16 protein-coding genes are annotated in these 17388 nt (G+C 38.2%); 3 read left to right on the top strand and 13 right to left on the bottom strand.

Translation table 11 applies throughout. From position 1 onward, the window contains the following. Window positions 1–239: 239 nt before the first annotated feature. The 11 genes from BK579_RS03060 to BK579_RS03015 form a co-directional block, all read right to left on the bottom strand. Window positions 240–1901: a sodium:solute symporter family protein gene (locus tag BK579_RS03060; protein WP_078543470.1), complete on the bottom strand. Its 1662-nt coding sequence runs from the start codon at window positions 1899–1901 to the stop codon at window positions 240–242. 96 nt (window positions 1902–1997) lie between these two features. Then, on the bottom strand, window positions 1998–2300 hold the full coding sequence (locus BK579_RS03055; protein WP_078543469.1) for a DUF4212 domain-containing protein: 303 nt from the start codon (window positions 2298–2300) through the stop codon (window positions 1998–2000). 106 nt (window positions 2301–2406) lie between these two features. Then, window positions 2407–2589: a hypothetical protein gene (locus BK579_RS03050; RefSeq protein WP_078543468.1), complete on the bottom strand. Its 183-nt coding sequence runs from the start codon at window positions 2587–2589 to the stop codon at window positions 2407–2409. 155 nt (window positions 2590–2744) lie between these two features. After that, entirely contained in the window at window positions 2745–3827 is a 1083-nt protein-coding gene (locus tag BK579_RS03045; protein ID WP_078543467.1) for an alpha/beta fold hydrolase, read from the bottom strand. Window positions 3828–4150: 323 nt separating this feature from the next. Continuing rightward, entirely contained in the window at window positions 4151–6967 is a 2817-nt protein-coding gene (locus tag BK579_RS03040; protein ID WP_268876447.1) for an efflux RND transporter permease subunit, read from the bottom strand. Next, window positions 6906–7205, bottom strand: a complete 300-nt coding sequence (locus BK579_RS26640) for an efflux RND transporter permease subunit (protein WP_268876446.1) — start codon at window positions 7203–7205, stop codon at window positions 6906–6908. The genes BK579_RS03040 and BK579_RS26640 overlap by 62 nt, the downstream gene beginning before the upstream one ends. 806 nt (window positions 7206–8011) lie before the next feature. Then, complete coding sequence (locus tag BK579_RS03035) at window positions 8012–8851, bottom strand: DUF1028 domain-containing protein (RefSeq protein WP_078543466.1); 840 nt, start codon at window positions 8849–8851, stop codon at window positions 8012–8014. A 15-nt stretch (window positions 8852–8866) separates the two neighbouring features. After that, window positions 8867–9466, bottom strand: a complete 600-nt coding sequence (gene pcp, locus BK579_RS03030; RefSeq protein ID WP_078543465.1) for a pyroglutamyl-peptidase I — start codon at window positions 9464–9466, stop codon at window positions 8867–8869. A 433-nt stretch (window positions 9467–9899) separates the two neighbouring features. Continuing rightward, window positions 9900–10433, bottom strand: coding sequence for a chromate transporter (locus tag BK579_RS03025; RefSeq protein ID WP_078543464.1), 534 nt, complete (start codon window positions 10431–10433; stop codon window positions 9900–9902). Further along, on the bottom strand, window positions 10433–10999 hold the full coding sequence (locus BK579_RS03020; protein ID WP_078543463.1) for a chromate transporter: 567 nt from the start codon (window positions 10997–10999) through the stop codon (window positions 10433–10435). The genes BK579_RS03025 and BK579_RS03020 overlap by 1 nt, the downstream gene beginning before the upstream one ends. 41 nt (window positions 11000–11040) lie before the next feature. Further along, the gene (locus BK579_RS03015; RefSeq protein ID WP_078550346.1) at window positions 11041–12645 is read right to left on the bottom strand and encodes a gamma-glutamyltransferase family protein; all 1605 of its coding nucleotides are present in this window, start codon (window positions 12643–12645) and stop codon (window positions 11041–11043) included. A 298-nt stretch (window positions 12646–12943) separates the two neighbouring features. Here BK579_RS03015 and BK579_RS03010 point away from each other — a divergent pair, with 298 nt between their 5' ends. Both BK579_RS03010 and BK579_RS26000 read left to right on the top strand, forming a co-directional pair. Continuing rightward, complete coding sequence (locus tag BK579_RS03010; protein ID WP_078543462.1) at window positions 12944–13393, top strand: Lrp/AsnC family transcriptional regulator; 450 nt, start codon at window positions 12944–12946, stop codon at window positions 13391–13393. A gap of 138 nt (window positions 13394–13531) precedes the next feature. Further along, entirely contained in the window at window positions 13532–13750 is a 219-nt protein-coding gene (locus tag BK579_RS26000; protein ID WP_078543461.1) for a hypothetical protein, read from the top strand. A gap of 234 nt (window positions 13751–13984) precedes the next feature. On the opposite strand, the gene BK579_RS03000 is transcribed toward BK579_RS26000, so the two are convergent. Both BK579_RS03000 and BK579_RS02995 read right to left on the bottom strand, forming a co-directional pair. After that, the gene (locus BK579_RS03000) at window positions 13985–14641 is read right to left on the bottom strand and encodes an ABC transporter ATP-binding protein (RefSeq protein ID WP_139365028.1); all 657 of its coding nucleotides are present in this window, start codon (window positions 14639–14641) and stop codon (window positions 13985–13987) included. Continuing rightward, the gene (locus BK579_RS02995; RefSeq protein ID WP_078543459.1) at window positions 14638–14769 is read right to left on the bottom strand and encodes a PLD nuclease N-terminal domain-containing protein; all 132 of its coding nucleotides are present in this window, start codon (window positions 14767–14769) and stop codon (window positions 14638–14640) included. Before BK579_RS02995 ends, BK579_RS03000 begins: the two co-directional genes overlap by 4 nt. A gap of 301 nt (window positions 14770–15070) precedes the next feature. On the opposite strand from BK579_RS02995, the gene BK579_RS02990 reads away from it, so the two are divergent. Further along, complete coding sequence (locus BK579_RS02990; protein WP_078543458.1) at window positions 15071–17326, top strand: MASE3 domain-containing protein; 2256 nt, start codon at window positions 15071–15073, stop codon at window positions 17324–17326. Window positions 17327–17388: the final 62 nt, after the last annotated feature.

The following is a 17388-nucleotide window of genomic DNA, read 5'->3' as shown; positions in this document are numbered from 1 at the left end:
AGAGTTTTATGTAATGGCTCTTTTCTGAAAGTTTGTTGCTACATGACCTATTTTTCAGTAATTTACACTATTTCACTAGATGTTGTCGTTATAATTTAGGAAGAAAAGATGCCACTCTACTAAGTTTATAGTGATTTTAAAAGAACTATAAAAGCAACAAAGTATACGAAAACAGCCTATGTAGTAGGAATTCCTTATTTACAATAAGGAATCCTACTTTTTTAGCGTTAGCGATACATCTATAGATTTTCGTCTTTTAACCACACCTGACCATCTTTATAGGTCATTTGTTCAGGATAACGAAGATCTAGTACTTCATCCTGCAGCTCTTGTGATGGTGCGGCGGTTGATAATGAAACAATCACATTTGTTAAAATGGCTGCAACTGCTCCAAATACACCCGCTCCAGTATCTATGATACCCGCAATCGTGAAGCCACCATATTTAGCCGCAAAGATATATGTTAATGTGACAGCAAGACCGACTAACATCCCTGCTGTTACACCCTTCGCATTAGAACGCTTCCACCAAACTCCTAGTAATAATGCCGGGAAGAAGGTTCCAGATGCTAATGCGAATGCCCATGCGACAATTTGTGTAATCGCTCCAGGAGGATTTAATGCAATAAGCCCAGCTAATAACGTTGCGACCGCAATCGACCAACGAGCCACACTTAAACGCTTCTCTTCTGTAGCGTTTGGCTTCATCACGCGATAGTAAATATCATGTGCAAAAGAGGAAGAAATTGCGATCATTAGTCCACCTGCAGTCGATAATGCTGCGGCCATTGCACCGGCAGCTACTAAACCGATAACAAATACCCCAAGGTTTGCGATTTCAGGTGTCGCCATTACCACGATATCATTTGCAATCGTTAACTCCTGCCACTGAAGGATTCCATCACCGTTTGCATCAGCAACTGCTAGTTTTCCTGTATTAACCCACGTTGTTGTCCATGCAGGAAGCTCAGAAATTTTCTGGCCAACGACATTTTTCATTAAGATGAAGCGTGAAAATGCTGCATACGCTGGTGCGGATAGATATAATAACCCGATGAATAGTAATGCCCATGCCCCAGACCAACGAGCTGCTTTCATTGTTGAAACCGTATAAAAACGTACAATTACGTGTGGAAGTCCAGCCGTACCAGCCATAAGTGTAAACATTAACGCCATAAACTGCCACTTCGTTCCATTGGTGAACGGGGCAAAGTATTCTGAAATACCGAGCTGTCGATCGAGCTCACCCATTTCACCAACAATTTTTCCATACGATAACCATGGAGCTGGATTATTCGTAATCTGTAGTGACATGAAGATAACAGGAATTAAATAAGCAATGATTAAGATAATATATTGAGCTACCTGTGTCCAGGTAATTCCTTTCATCCCACCAAAGGCCGCATAGAAAGCAATCAGGACTACCCCAATCATTGTTCCAAGCTTCGCATCAATTTCAAACAAACGCCCAATTACTACCCCTGAACCAGATAGCTGGCCAATCGAGTATGTAAAAGAGATAATGATCGTACAGATTGCCGCTATAATTCGAGCCGTGTGACTGTTATAGCGATCCCCAATGAATTCTGGTACTGTATAACGACCATATTTTCTTAGCTGTGGTGCCAATAGGAAGGTTAATAGTAAATAACCACCTGTCCACCCCATAATATATGCAAGACCATCATATCCTAGAAGCATAATTGTTCCTGCCATACCAATGAAGGAGGCAGCACTCATCCAGTCGGCTCCAATAGCCATTCCGTTAAAAATTGGAGGTACTCCACGACTTGCTACATAAAAGTCTGAAGTCGCTTTTGCTTTATTATAAACGGCAATTCCAACATATAATGCAAATGTAGCTAGAATAATAGATAATGAGACCAAAAATTGTGTATCCACGTTCTTTCCCCCTTTTTATTGGCCTTGAATTAATCATTTAGTCACGTTGATTGATTGAGTGTTCATTCATTTACTAGTAAAAATGAGATGATGGAATTAATGATCCAATACTTTTCCTGAACTAATTTGTTCATTTTTACTTTCATCAATTCCATACTTTTGATCAATTTTATCGCTTAGCTTTGCGTTAACAAATAAAAGAATAATAAAGGTAACAACTGCCCCCTGTGCTCCCATGAAATAATGAAATGGAAACCCGTTAATTGTAAATGAGCTAAGTCCCTCTGCAAAAAATACAACGCCAAAGGAAACAATGAACCAAATGATTAGGTAAATGATGATATTTCTTGTACGTTCACGAAAGTACGAATCAGCGATTTTTTTCTCAATCTTTTTCAAGCTGGCCACCTCCACAGTGTCATTTTCTATTGTTTCAATGTACGGTCAACTGTTTCAAATCCACGCTTTATCCATCGATCACCACCTTTAAAATAAAGAACCTTACTTATCTCAAACTAAAAATAAACTTGACTGTATCCAAAACTGGCCCAGGAAAAATAATGACTTCGATCGCAAAATAAAGAAAAATTGATAAAAATGGGACCATCAGGAGAATCATTCGCTTTTTCTTAATTGCAAAAATAAAGCTAATAACCGCAATGAGTAGGATGATTAGAAATGGGATCAATTGATTTACCTCCATTTTTGTTTGAAAGCGTTACCATATAGACTCAAAAAAATAAGAACTTTACGGAGTGAATATTCTTAAAATTCATACACTTATTATGACTGTTAGATTAAACACAGTCAATACTCGTACGAAGAAAATTTTCCCATAAAATTCTACAAAATATCGGTGTTGTTTGATTCGACAAATTTCGGGCGGTGGCAGGCACCACCACGGTTTTTCTCTTCAATTAATACCTTTTCAATTACACTAGCATCGTCTGGATGAAATGCATGGGAGGAGTTTTCTACCCATATTAGTTGTTTCCCATAGGGTGCTTCTAATCGGTTGTAGTAGTCTTCTACTTGGCTTCCTACCACGTGAACATCATGACGCCCATGGATAAAGGTAATTGGAACGGTTAGCTTTAATCCGCTTTCCCTAAAGTTAAAGTTTGATAGATCATCAATAAATGGCATATGATAGACAAGCTTAAAGCCCTTATAAAGAGAATGGTAGATATCCTTAAGAGAATAGTCTGGTGACTGCAGCATGATTTTCGCAAGACGACCCATGCCGGGCGATTTCGTTTGTTCATCAGAAAAGAACATCGAGTTAAATCTCGCTTGCCACCTTCTTAACACTCCCCATTGCTCAAAGCTTTCTAGAAAAGGCGGTTGTCCAACAGCGTCTAACTCCTGCATAGCTTTTTTGTTGCCACGTCTTTTCGCTTCTTCTTTCACCCATTGAAGGCTTAGTCGATCATTTTCGACCCAGCTAACAATTTGCGATAATCCAACATATGAAAAGAATTTTTCAGGATAGTCTTTCACTAAGTGTAATCCCAGCACACTTCCCCAGGAATGGCCTGCAAGAAAGAGTTTTTCAGTATTAAACCCAGCCCTTAGATAATCAACCAACTCGACTGCATCAGAAATGAATTGTGTTAGCCTCATTGTCTCCCTTGGAATACTAGAATGATAGGATTTACCCGTCCCGCGTTGATCCCAAAACACTACAACAAAGTGCTTAACAAGCTCTTTTGTATTAGTAGCAAGAACATAGTCTCTCCCACGACAAGACAGACCAGGTAATGGCATGGATGGTCCACCGTGGAGGAATAACAGCACAGGATGATTCTTATTCTCTCCTTGTATTAAGATAGATTGTTCAACTCCACCGATGAGGAGCTTCTCGATTTTGTTAATTCCCGTATCTGCTGGGATGATGAAATCGACCTTTTTTGGTAAAACACCCACTCAATACACATCCTTACGCCTGACTTTATAGTTAAATTTTACCACCATTAGTGATGGTCGTATATATTCTCTTTTTTGGGACGCATTTTCTTTGATTTTGAAGGACAAATCTAGCAAACTGACCTAATCCGAACGTTTATTTTCGAAATTTTGTCGAATATTTTCAAACTCGGGGGGTTATTTTCGATTTACACCCTTTTATTTTCGAAATCGCCCATTTATCGATTATTCGACATAACTTCGCAAAAGTCACCTCTCAAAAACCCGTTACTAACAAAAGAAAAACCTAGCACCAATCACGGCACTAGACATACATACACAAATCAACTCACCGCTTCATTCACTTCTTCAACTTGCTTTTTACTCTTCCTAGCTCGTTTCCAAGGCATTCTGAATCGTCTTTCTGATCCTGAAAATAAGCGATATACCGCTGGAATTAATAAAAGGGTAATAAACGTTGCAAACAATAACCCTGATATAATGACGGTTGCCATTGGCGCTTGGTAATTGCCTGACGTTCCAGTTGCAAGTGCAAGAGGTAGCATTCCACCTACAGTTGTTAATGTGGTCATGAAGATTGGACGGATACGGTTTTTACCGGCTTCTACTAACGCATCTGCGACTCCATATCCTTCATTTCGCAACTGATTTGTGCGATCAATTAATAAAATCGCATTATTTAAGACGATACCTATCATCACCACACCCATCCCTGACATGATACTCAGTTCTCGTTGAGTTAAGAATAATCCAAGGATGACACCCACGATTGTCATTGGAATCACAGACATGACAACAATTGGATGAACGAGATGATTAAATTGAACAGCCATCACAAGATAAACTAGGAAAATTGCAATAGCTAAAACAATGATCATTTCCTGTTGAAGCTGCTGCTGTTGTTCAAGATCACCAGCAACACCGACCTCATAGCCTGTTGGTGCTTCAAAACTCTCAATCACTTTTTGAACTTCACGGTTAATCGTACCTAAGTCCTTATCTTCAATATCAGCGCTAATCGATATAAAGCGCTCAACATCTGTATGTTTAATTTCATTTGGTGTATTTGTTTCTTTTAATGAAATAAATTCAGATAGTTTCTCCATACCAGCAGATGTTGGAATCTCTAACTCTAACAAATCGGATTGTTTCTCTACCTTTTCTGCCCATTCTACATTTAATGGAAGTGTTTCTTCTTCATTACTCACTTCACCTACAGGCATTTTTATAAATGCTTGCTCAATAAATTGCTTTAATTGAAGCTGTGTAAGACCTGCATCCTCGATTTCTTCTTCATTAAATTCAATCACCTGCTCGATTGATGTACGGTCAATTGAATTTTTCACACCGACAATTCCATCAATTCCTTCAAGCTCTGTTATAAAATCTGTTGCAACTGTTTGTAATTCCTCAAAGCTTTCACCTTTAATATTCACTTGGACCGGTGATCCACCGCCACCAGTCATCGCACTTTGAACTGATTCAAGTGGTGTTGATTCCGCTAATTCTCGTAAAGAGCTCATAATTTCTTCATTAATCTCTTTTTGCTCTCTTGTAATCTCGTCATTTTTTGTCATATTAACAATGGTATATAACATACTTCCATTATCCATCACATATGCTGATTCCACATCTTGAATCTCTAGTAAAGTACGATTCACTTCTTGCACAAGATTTTCTTTTTCTTCTAAAGAAAGTCCTGATTCAGTGTTTAGTAATAATTCGTTATATCGATTAAATACATCAGGCATAATTGACATTGGTATTTTTGTTACAAGCGCAAGAGAACCTGCAAATATGATGAAAAATAGTGCGATAACTGCAAAACTGTATCGTTTTTTAGTTACAATCCAACGAACGACATTACTGTATACAGTAAGAAGTCGACCTTCTTTTTTCACCGTCTTCTTTTTGGTGACTTTTAAAAATGATTCCGCAAGTGAAGGGATCACTGTAAATGCGACAATGACTGAGCTAACTAAGGTGATAGCAACAACCATGGATAAAATGATCATGAATTGCCCCATCTCACCACCAAGTAACCCAATCGGTAAGAATACAACAATCGTTGTAAGCATTGAAGCAATAACAGCTGTTGCGACTTCTTTTGTGCCTTCAACGACCGCTTGTAGATTATTCAACCCTTGTTCTTTTTTCCGGTAGATAGACTCAAGTATGACAATTGATGAATCGACCATCATCCCAATTCCTAATCCTAAACCAACGAGCGTTAAAATATTGAAACTATAATCAAATGCCCACATCATAGCGAATGTTAATAACACCGAGGTCGGAATCGAAATTCCCACAATAATCGTAGCTCTAATATTTCTTAAGAAAAGTAACAAAATTAAGACGGCAATTGCTCCTCCAATAAGAATGTTGCTTGCTACACCGTCAATTGATTCCTTTACATAGTCCGCCTGTGCGACCATTTCATTTAATTCAAAACCTGAGATTAAGCCTTCATCTCTGATGTTTTTTATTTCTGCTCTAATTGCATCAGCCATTTCAATTTGACTAACATCTGACACTCGCCCAACTTGAACAAACACAAAATCCTTTGAACCATTTTTCCAAACAAATGATGAAGATTCAACTGGATCAAGAGTAATGCTAGCTACCTCATCTAGGTTAATGTGTCCTGTTTGTGTAGGTATTTTAATCTTTTTCACATCTTCTAGTTGCTCAAGCTTCGTATTCCAGCGAATCGTTGGTGTTTCTTTTTCTCCACTTAACTCACCTAAAGTCGATTCACTATTGCTTTGCTGAATCACACCAACCACTTGAGTGATATCTAAGCCTTTTTCGGTTAATTCATCTCTGTCAAATGCAATTGTTATCTCGTATTCTTGAATACCGACAAGGGAAACATCACGTACTTCTGCTAGCTCCTCCAGCCTTGGTTCAAGGATATTTTCAGCAAAACTCGTAATCTCATCCATATTTTCGCCCGTTACATCCATATAAAATTCGTAACTTTGGCTCATTCCCGATCTTCCCGCAACCACATCTTGAATGCCTGGCATATTAGCGGTTGTTGAATTTACAACAGATTCAAATTCCTTGTAAACCTCATCACCTCGGCCACTCTCGAACGTGACTGAAATTGACGTAGAGCCAATATGTTGTACTATCAATTTTCTCGACGCCATCTATTCCTTCAAGCTTTTGTTCTAGCGGTGTGGTAATCGTACGTTCTACCTCAACTGCCTGCATTTCTCCGGCATTGATTTGAACATAAGCCCCATCAAATTCAAGCCCTGGAAATAGCTCTTTATCCAAACGAATCATTGCAAAGCTGCCGATCACCATCACTAAAACAGCAATTAAACCTATTAAAATTTTTCTTTGCACAAAAAACCTAATCAACCCCACAAACCTTCCTCCTTCATGTCTTTAACTAGAAAATTTTCCCTTATTCCAAAAGTGATTATATAGCAATTTTTGGAATAAATATCTAGTTTTACAATAATATTACAAAAATACATCCTGAGGCGTAGTACGGGTTCGGGCGTGGGGATTATTGTTTCATTTTATAGAAAAAAAAGAGAACAAGCACCAGTGATTAAGTAGTTCGTGTTTTTGAGAACAAATTTGAAAACGTATACATATATTTCTCAGAAATGATATATTATTTGATTTTTACTACTACGCAGTATATAAAAATAGAGGGAAGAATTTCCCTTAATTCATAAATATCATTTGAAACTAGCATATATAGAGGGAGAAATTTCTCTTATTTGATTAGAAACACACGAAAATAGGCAATTTTTTTATATAAGCGAAAAAACTCCCCCTATTTACCTCGAAACCAGCTCTAATCTGCAAATAGCGGAAAAATCTACGCTTATTTTTTTCGCTAGTTGAAGACATGGCTGTTTATATAGAGAAATTGGGAAGAGAATGAAATAACCATAATGGATAATATCCGTTATGGTTTTTTGCTGTCATTCCGTAAGTCACTTTGCTACATAAATCACACGACCACATATTTTTCAGTTTATTGTGATGGTATACCACGCATTAAGGTGTAAAAATAATGAATTAATCGTTATTATATCAACAAAAAATAGCATACGAAATACAATGCGAATTCGTATGCTAAAAATATAGTTTTTTCTTATTTTGTACTTCTAAACTGAATTTCTTAACCTAAGATGCGACTCTCTCTTATCAAAAGATTATCCCTGTTTCTTCATATACCTTAATAAATCAGAATCTAATTTCCCTTGTTCAAGCTCTCGTGCTTCAAAGTTTTCTGTATGAATATAAGTAGTCAACGCCTTATACAAAGCTTCGTCCGCTTCTTCATTCAAATAACCAAGCCTTCTCAACTGCTCTGATAGCTCTGCTTTCACTTCGCCTTCAATTGCAACAATATTTTCTTCACGAGGTGGTGCAAAATAAAGCTGCTGTAGCTCGTACACACGGATTAGCTCTTTAATTGGATCTGGATGATCATCCACACGAACGTCGATAAAACGGTCATTATATCCTGCATAGCCACCTTTTTCTTTTACTACAAGAAGTGAAGCGGATTGCATACCACGGCTGTCTCCACCTGCTTCTTGGCCAGCATCTAATGCTTTTAAAAGACGTTCAGCTAGCGTTCCTTCCGCACTTTCAAATGTACGTCCCATCGCTAATACTGTTTCTTCACTCACAAGAATATTTCCTTGTGCTGCATAATGTTCACCAGTCATTCCGCCTGCCCAGTCATAGCATTTTGACCCAGTGAAGGTTGCTGCATTTCCATTCGCATCCACAATTCCTACTTGTCTAAATTCACGGTCATTATCTTCACTAACCAGTGCATCAACCGTTTCTTGTGCATTTTTACCAGAAGCCATTAACTCTAAGCCATCCGGTCCGTAAGCTGTATTAGCATAAGATTGAGTAGCAACAGCGCCAACCCCTGCTTTTGCCCAAGGCACCACAGCACCAACACCTAGAAACTTTGATTGAACAGCGATTCCTAGCTCTTTTGTTTTTGGATCAAAACCTACAATTGAAAATGTCATAAGATCTCCTCCTACTTAAAGTACTTTCACCATCGCTACGACCGCATCCTGTAAATCACGGCTTGACCAGCTTGGTAATCTTGGATTTTTGACTGCTAATTGATGTGATGCAGGGATATGAACAAAACCTGCAATTATATCTAGGTTTTCTTTTTCGATTTTATGTAGCGCTGAGTACATCACATTGTTACATAAATACGTTCCGGCAGTGTTTGAAATACTTGCAGGTAAGCCTGCTTCATTTAATGTGTCCACAAATGCTCGGATTGGTAAGGTTGAAAAATAACCCGCTGGACCTACATCTTCAATCGGTGCATCTACCAGCTTCACACCTTTATTATCTTCTGCACCATCACGACAATTTATCGCAATACGTTCTGGGGTAATTTTTGAACGTCCCGCTGCAAGTCCAAGTGAGATCACAGCATCTGGTTGCACTTCATCAATTAGTTGATTGCATTTAACGGCAGATGCTGAGAAATCGACTGGTAAAATATGACCTACAATTTCATAGTTGCCGATTGTTTTGCCGTTTAGTGCCTTTACAATTTCTTCTGTTGGATTTATTGGGTTGTCTAAAAATGGTTCGAATCCGGTTAGTAGTAGTTTTTTCAATGATGATTCCTCCCGTTTAAAATATTAAAAACTTTGGTGTGGAGAGTTCCATTCGCTACGATCCACTTCTTTCCGCGGGGTGGTCCGGGATCCTCCTCGTCGCTTTTGGCTCCTGCGGGGTCTCCCTAGGCCACTAGATCCTGTAGGAGTCAAGTCGCTCTCCGCTTATTCCACACTTACTTAGTACACTATTTTTGTTCTCGTGGTGCGAATTAAATTAACGTCGGGGTCTACCCTAAAAAACAGTTTGGAGATACGGCTACTTGGTGCAACTGGATCATAGAGGTCCTATGATTCACTTCCTCCATATATCCATCTCAGCAACTGAATCATAAAGGTTCCAAACCTGGTGAGTACACTATTTGTTCCCAGTTATTGATTCTTAAAAATAAAGCCAGATCCCTTTTAAGTTGAGAAATCTGACTTGATGTTATTAAGCTAGGAAAATAGCTCCGTATAGTAGTGAACCGGCGATTACGTATGCGGGGTGTACTTTTACTTTTTCCATAAGGACATAACTTGCTATGATTAAGAAAAGTGTTTGCCATACACCTACACTGATGTAGGATTCTGAAAAGAAGTTGTATGCCATGACTCCGAGTAATACTCCAATGGTTGGGCGAATGTAGTTAGTCATTCGTTTTACTTTTGGTGATTCCTTGAATTTATAGAGAAGTCCGAGTAGACCGATCATTAAAATTAACGAAGGAGCGACGGTTGCAAAGGTAGCTACGATTGCGCCTAGTACACCTGCTTCTTGGAAACCGATATAGCCCGCCATTTTTGTGGCGATCGGTCCTGGAAGTGCATTTCCAAGTGCAAGCACCTCACTAAATTCACTGACTGTTAGCCATCCGTAATTGTCCACCACTTCATTTTCAACTAGTGGAATCGATGCCGGACCCCCACCATAGCCTAAAATTCCTGGTATAAAGAAAGCGAGAAAAAGCTGCCAATAGATTAGCATTATGCAGTTCCTCCTTTCTTTTCTGTTTGCTCTTTTTTATCCTTTTGCGCAAGAGCTGCAATTAATAGAACTGCAATGATGATTCCTGGATGAACATTTAAGAACTCTAATAATAGTAAGCTTATGACTCCGAAAATAATTGTTTTTAGCCATCCAAGACCTTTTTTTGCATTATCTAGAAATTGCCATGTTAGAACCGCAAGCATTACCCCAACAACTGGAATCACTGCTTTTGTCATCCCTTGAACCCATGGAAGGTCTTTAAAGGATGATAGTGATGTTAGTAAAATAATCATTAAAATAATTGTGGGAACAATGGTTGCAACAATTGCATTGATCATTCCGAGGATTCCCGCTACTCGGTAGCCGATATATCCAGCCATCTTTGTTGCGATTGGGCCTGGAAGAGTATTTCCCAGTGCTAAGACATCTGCGAATTCATCATCGTTCATCCACTGATATTTTGCGACCACTTCTTTATGAACAAGAGGAATGGAGGATGGTCCTCCTCCATACCCAAGTATTCCTACTCGAAAAAATGCTAAAAATATGTGTACATGTTTCACAATATCAATCCTTTTCTAGAGGAAACATCCTCTTGATGCGTTTACCAAGCTGCAACTGAACCGTCTGTTCTTGATTCTGTCCCACCTGATAATACACCTGTTTTAGGATCTCTCCAAATAATTTGACCACGACCGAAGCCACCACCATCTAGGGTTACTTCAATTTGGTGACCTTTGCGAGCTAAAGCTTGAGCAATATGTTGTGGGAAGCTATGCTCTACTTGAATTTTCTTTCCTTCAACCCATTGCCATCTTGCTGCATCAAGTGCTGCTTGAGGATTCATATGGAAGTCGACTGTATTCATCACTACTTGAGCATGACCTTGTGGCTGCATGTATCCACCCATCACTCCGAATGGACCTACTGCTTCACCGTCTTTTGTTAAGAATCCTGGGATAATTGTATGATATGTTTTTTTACCAGGCTTTAAGGCGTTTTCGTGTGTAGGATCAAGTGAGAAATCATGACCACGGTTTTGCAAGCCGATACCTGTTCCAGGAACAACCACACCTGAACCGAAGCCCATGTAGTTACTTTGGATGAATGAAACCATGTTTCCTTCACTATCAGCTGTTGCTAGATAGACAGTTCCACCACTTGGAGGTGTGCCTGGCTCTGGAGTCACAGCTTCTTCTCCGATTAAACTACGGCGTGCCGCAGCGAACTCTTCAGAAAGAAGTTGTTCTACAGATGTCGACATTTCTTTTGGATCTGTAATATATTTTTTACCATCAGCAAATGCTAGCTTCATAGCTTCAATTTGCTTGTGGTATGTGTCTACTGATTCTTTTTCTGTTAACTCAAAGCCTTTTAATGTATTTAACGCCATTAACGCTACCAATCCTTGACCATTTGGTGGGATTTCCCATACATCATAGCCACGATAGTTTACTGAAATTGGGTCGACCCATTCTGGTTCATATGCAGCTAAATCTTCCGCTGTGATGAAACCATTATGCTCTTTTGAGAATGCAGCAATTTTTTCAGCTAACTCTCCACGATAGAAGCTTTCAGCATTCGTTTCAGCGATGGAACGAAGTGTACTTGCATGTCCTTCAGAGCTCCACATTTCACCGATTTCTGGTGGACGTCCGTTTGGCGCAAATGTATCAAACCAGCCCTGGAATTCGTCACCTTTACAAAACTTGCTATATGCGTTATAAGCACCTTTCCAGTACTTTCCTAGAATCGGTGAAAGAGGGTAGCCTTTTTCAGCGTATTCAATCGCTGGTTGAAGCACTTCTGTTAAAGGTAGCTTTCCAAAACGTTTTGAAAGTGCTGCCCAAGCTCCTGGGATTCCTGGTACTGTTACTGGAATTAAACCGAATTTCGGCATACTTTCATGACCGCGTTCTTTTACAGCTTCAATTGAAATGTTTTTTGGAGATGGTCCGCTAGAATTTAATCCGTGTAATTCACCTTTTACCCAAACAAGAGCAAACGCGTCTCCACCAATTCCATTTGAAGTTGGTTCAACGACTGTTAAAGCGGCTGCCGTTGCAATCGCTGCGTCAATCGCATTTCCACCTTTTTTTAAAATATCAAGACCTGCTTGAGCAGCTAGTGGTTGAGATGTTGCAACCATTCCATTTTTCGCAAATGTCGTCATTCGTTGTGATGCATAGGGATGATTTAAATAATCCATTTTCATTTCGCCTTCTACCTCCACAATGTTATTTTAGTAGTATGTATCATTTCATTTGTTAATTAATATTGATTAAATGACTAACAAACGTAATTTATCTCTGTATATGATTATAATCCAGAAACGCTTTTAAATCCATAAATAATCTTAATTTTACATATTAGCAGTTCTTGATATTTTTACAATCATAAGCAATTAATATACCATTCCCGAATGATATTATTTTAGGTTCGTATTGATTCTGTTTATTGTCGTACGTTAAGATAAGGTCATGATTACTTGATGAAGTGGTGAGTCGATGAGGCTAGATGAGATAGATAAGAAGATATTGCAGTTGCTAACCGAGAATGGCCGGATGTCATATGTAGATATCGGAAAAGAGCTGAATCTTTCAAGAGTTTCCATTAGGGAAAGGGTTAATCAGCTGATGGAAAACGGTGTGATTGAGAAGTTTTCCGTTGTGATTAATTCAGAGAAGATTGGGAAGGGTGTTTCAGCTTTCTTTGAAGTAGATTGTGAGCCATCTTCGCTTGTGAAGGTTGCTGAAGCATTAGCTAATAATCCTAGTGTAGCTAGCTGCTACCAAATGACAGGTCCAAGTACCTTACATATGCATGTCCTTGTCGAAGACTTTTCAAAGCTAGAAAACTTTATTAACGAAGAACTATATAGCCTAGAAGGAATCACCAGAGTAGAAAGCCACATCCTCCTCCGGCGATTCAAAAGCAGAACTGGATTAAAGCTGTAGAACTGTTCGACAAACTTCGGGTGGTGACAGGGTGGTGACAGGCACTTTATTTTACAAAAACCAGGTGGTGCCTGCCCGGTTTTCTTTTCGACATTTTTCGAGTGGTGACAGGCACCACTAAACATAACCACTGTTAATATGAGTAATGCAAGTATCAGCCCAACTGTTGTTGTTAGTGATAGTGCAAAGTGTTTGTCAGGTTCTCCTGTTGTGAATAGGGCTGCGGAGTGGGCTGCTAGTCTCGATGGGCTCCACATCATCCATTTGGTGAGAAGTGAGCCTGCTAAGGATAATATGATTGCTGATGCTAGGGTTAGAAATGCGATTCCTCCACTGCTCTTAATAAACGAACTATAAAACATAACCAGAGTCATTAAAAAGACAATCCAAAGGCTGTATACAAGGACCCCACTTAGCACATTACCCCCGTCTAGCTCGCCAATTAATTGAACGGTATAATAATAGGCAGCTAACATACTAAGATAATATGAAACGACAGCTACTAGAGTTGAACTAACCCATTTAGATGTCACATAGTGAGTAAGAGAAACAGGCTTCACTAAAATTAAATCTTGCACACCACTTGAACGTTCATTCGCAATAATTCCAGGAACTGAGCGCTAGTTCCCCTTTTCGAATAATCACAATTTCATCACATACTTCTTCCGCATCACTTAAAACATGAGTGGGAAACAAGATCGTTGTATGCTTTTTTAGTTCAGTAAGCATAGTTATGACATCACGTCTTCCCACTGGATCTAGAGCTGAAACTGGTTCATCTAACATCAAAAGCTTCGGTGAATGAATCATTGCTTGAGCAATCCCTAATCTTTGCTTCATCCCTCCCGAGAATCCTCCGATTCTTTGATCACCTGCATCCTTCAAACCAACTAATTCTATTAATTCAATGGTTTTTTCAGCTGCAGCCCTTTTAGGTAAACCAGATAATTTCCCTACATATTCGAGGAACTCTCTTGCTGTCATCCAATTACAAAAAACTGGAAATTGAGGAAGAAACCCCACATATTTACGTAAATCGCCTGTTGGTTGTTCGTTAAAATAAATCCGTCCTTTTGTTGGTGCTAATAGTCCTGCAAGCATCTTTAACGTGGTTGTTTTCCCAGCTTCATTTGGTCCTAATAATGCCGTACAGCTGCCCTTTTTGATTTCAAATGACAACTCCCGAACTGCTTGTTTTTTCCCAAACTGCTTTGTTAAGGAATCAATTGTTATTAATAGCATACTCATTTCTTCCTTCCAAAAATGAAATAGGCAATCGGCCCCAGCAAACTAAAAAATAGAACAACAATGATCCATAAAACTTTGGGTCCATTTGTTTCTTTCGCTTTGATCACATCGACTAAAGCAATAAGCATTAATACTAATTGAATAATTGCTATCGGTAAAATTAAATCCCAGTTAAGTAATTCTAAAATTAGCCTCCTTTATTTTTCTTCCACCGATAATACGAATGACTCTCAAGAATCGTTCAAAAAGTTTTAAAAAAAATTTAGAGGGTCTAAAGGTTTCAGAACACATGTGTCGAAATTGTTAAATATCCTATTTTTAAAGCTCCTCTTTAGAGCTGGATACACCCAAAAGCCTAACTCAGGGCTCATTCCTAAATTTCAGAAATTCAAATCATGAGCTACTAACTAAATTGCAGGTGAACTCCCCTTGGATCCTATTGAACGCCAAAGAAAAGAATCAAAAGTAGTTATTTATCTACTTCTCACATGTATCGCCATTTTATTAATTAATATCTATCAAACACCTCTACATACTTATTACCATGGTTTAAATCAAGCAACCCTTCATACATTACTAGAGCTATTCAGTATTTTTGCTTGTTTTTCTATAAGCTCCTATGGGTGGCAAGCTTATAATGATACAAAAACGACTAATTATCTATGGATTCCATCCATCTTCTTTGCTGTTGGATTTTTAGATTTAATGCATACGTTCACATTGCCTGGAATGCCATATTTCTTTGGTGAAGCTTCTAATGCTAAAACAACATGGTTCTGGATCACCTCTAGATATACAGCTGCTTTTACCTTGTTATATCTCATTTTTTCTAAAGATCGGGCTTCTACTGTCGTCAAACGGGGATGGTTTATTTTTGGTACATTTTTATATGTGGGATTGATTTCGTTCGTAATTTTCAAGTTTGAACATCAATTACCCATTCTGTTAAATGATCTTGGACCTACCGTATTAAAAAATAACCTTGAATATTCTATCAGTCTCATTTTACTTTTAACAATCATAGCAGTTCTAATAAAGTACCAAAAAACCAAGAACACTTCCGAATTAGACCTTGTTCTTGCCTTTAGCTTCCTTTTTATTAGTGAATTAATGATTACCTTATATAATGCAATACAAGATATAAATCTCATTTTTGCTCATTTATCTAAGGCAATGGGTTATGGTTTTATTTTCAAGTACTTTTACTTATCAAGACTTCGACTCTCTTTTCAGCAAAAATATGAAGCTGAGGTGAATTTACGAAAAACACAAGGTATCCTTGAATCGGTATTTCTTAATACGCCTGATAGCATGATAATTCTTGACCCGAGAGAACACATTCTCCGTGCAAATGAAGCTTTCTATCAGTTATTTCAGCTTTCGAAAAATGATGTAGTCGGACGGCAATTCAGGACTATTGTCCCTGAATATACCCATATACTAGAGGACTTCACTCAGAATATATGTACTAGGCAGGAAATGGATATTCAAGTTTTAGAATTGAATAGGAACGGAAACAAACAATATATAAAAATGTCGTTATTTCCTGTTAAAAATGAACACGGACACATGATGTATATCAGTTTAATGAGTAGAGATGTGACAAAACAAATTGAGGATGAATTACGAATACAGGAAGCTGAACAAGACTTAAAGGATACGATTAGACTTCAACAAGGGTTGATCATGAAATTCAGAAAACAGAATGATCGGTTTATCCTCACTCTTTGTGATGGGGCGATTTTAAGAGTTTTCAAAGTAAAACCAGAGGATTTAATAGGTAGGGATTTATTTGATCTTGTCGATGCTACAACTGCTCTTATCCTTTTTAGTAACCTAAATGAGGCATGGGAGGGAGCAGAAACCTCCTATGAAATTAATCTTTTTAATCGAACGTTTTTCGGGACTTTAAAACCAGTTAAGCGAGATGGTGTGGTCGTTGAGGTAATTGGTTCTAATTTAGATGTTACTAAATTAAAGAAAGCAGAAGAGCTTTTACAAAAATCTGAGAAACTAGCGGTTGTTGGGGAGTTGGCTGCAGGGCTAGCTCATGAAATTCGTAATCCATTAACAGCATTAAAAGGCTTTACTCAACTCCTGGAATCCACTGCGGATCATTCGAATAAACCTTATATTGATATTATGTTACGTGAATTAGATCGTATTGAAATGATTACAAATGAATTTATGGTTGTCGCAAAACCACAAGCAGTCAAATACCAACCATATAAATTAGAACAATTAATTAACGAGGTTGTTTCATTCTCTAGCCCACAGGCATTATTACACAAAGTAGATTTATTGGTAGATTTTAAGGCTACTAATTCAAATGTGTATTGTGATGCTAACCAACTAAAGCAAGTTTTAATAAATTTAATTAAGAATGCTTTTGAAGCGATGCCTAATGGGGGTAACCTTAAGATTGAACTTGTACAACGTCAACACGATATTGTCATCAGAATTATGGATAACGGGATCGGAATACCGAAAGAAATCCTACCAAAGCTTGGTGAACCTTTTTATACCTTAAAGGAAAAAGGAACAGGACTTGGATTAATGGTAAGCTACCGAATTATTGAAGCCCATAAAGGTTCGATTACTTTTGATAGTGAAGTTAATATTGGAACGACCGTTGAAATCACTTTACCTTTATTGGTAAATGATACAAATATGCTATACGCCTAATAAACAGGAAACGAAACTAAAAAACCGACTCTCATTATTAAGAGAATCGGTTTTTTCTTTTG

The sequence above is a fragment of the Litchfieldia alkalitelluris genome (assembly GCF_002019645.1).
GTDB classification, from domain to species: domain Bacteria; phylum Bacillota; class Bacilli; order Bacillales; family Bacillaceae_L; genus Litchfieldia; species Litchfieldia alkalitelluris.
Note: the sequence above shows the minus strand (reverse complement) of the source record. Positions and strands in the feature narration are given on the sequence as shown.

Coding starts and splice junctions, on each gene's coding strand:
- BK579_RS02995 (WP_078543459.1), bottom strand. CDS start 14,769: ATGCTTATTGCTTTAGTCGATGTGATCAAAGCGAAAGAAACAAATGGA.
- BK579_RS03025 (WP_078543464.1), bottom strand. CDS start 10,433: ATGCTAATCTATTGGCAGCTTTTTCTCGCTTTCTTTATACCAGGAATT.
- BK579_RS03015 (WP_078550346.1), bottom strand. CDS start 12,645: ATGGATTATTTAAATCATCCCTATGCATCACAACGAATGACGACATTT.
- BK579_RS03035 (WP_078543466.1), bottom strand. CDS start 8,851: ATGACATTTTCAATTGTAGGTTTTGATCCAAAAACAAAAGAGCTAGGA.
- BK579_RS03000 (WP_139365028.1), bottom strand. CDS start 14,641: ATGAGTATGCTATTAATAACAATTGATTCCTTAACAAAGCAGTTTGGG.
- BK579_RS26000 (WP_078543461.1), top strand. CDS start 13,532: ATGAGTAATGCAAGTATCAGCCCAACTGTTGTTGTTAGTGATAGTGCA.
- BK579_RS03010 (WP_078543462.1), top strand. CDS start 12,944: ATGAGGCTAGATGAGATAGATAAGAAGATATTGCAGTTGCTAACCGAG.